The organism is Myxococcus llanfairpwllgwyngyllgogerychwyrndrobwllllantysiliogogogochensis (assembly GCF_006636215.1).
In the GTDB taxonomy this organism is placed as follows: domain Bacteria; phylum Myxococcota; class Myxococcia; order Myxococcales; family Myxococcaceae; genus Myxococcus; species Myxococcus llanfairpwllgwyngyllgogerychwyrndrobwllllantysiliogogogochensis.
In genome coordinates, this window is record NZ_VIFM01000950.1 from 1 (window position 1) to 398 (window position 398).

General features: G+C 68.3%; 1 pseudogene. It reads right to left on the reverse strand.

Annotated elements, in window-relative coordinates:
• Nucleotides 1-305, reverse strand: a pseudogene (locus tag FJV41_RS57625) (hypothetical protein); the annotation flags it as partial.
• Nucleotides 306-398 lie beyond the last annotated feature (93 nt).

A 398-nucleotide genomic window follows, 5' to 3' on the forward strand; every position in this document is an offset into this window, starting at 1 on the left:
GGGGAGCCCACGCCTTCGGCGACGGCGATGCCGCGCTCGGTGCAGGCGGCCACGTCGACGTGCGCGCCCACCTTGCCGGTCTGGGCGATCAGCTTGAGGCGGGGCAGCTTCTCCACGAGCTGCCGCGTGATCTGCGTGCGCTCGCGGATGAGCACGATGATGTCGGCGTCCTTGAGGCGCACGGAGAGCTGGCCGAGGCCCTTGACGGTGTTGGTGTAGACCTTGGCGGTGTAGGCGTCGAGGCGCGCGGCGCAATGGAGTTTGCGGACGGCGTCCTGGTAGTCGTCGAGGATGACAATGTTCATGGAGTCCATGGGCCGCAGGCCGTGACCGCGCGCAGCACCGCGCGGGCCGGCATGAAATAGCGATGAAGGTGCGGGAAAAAAGCTGCGGCGCCG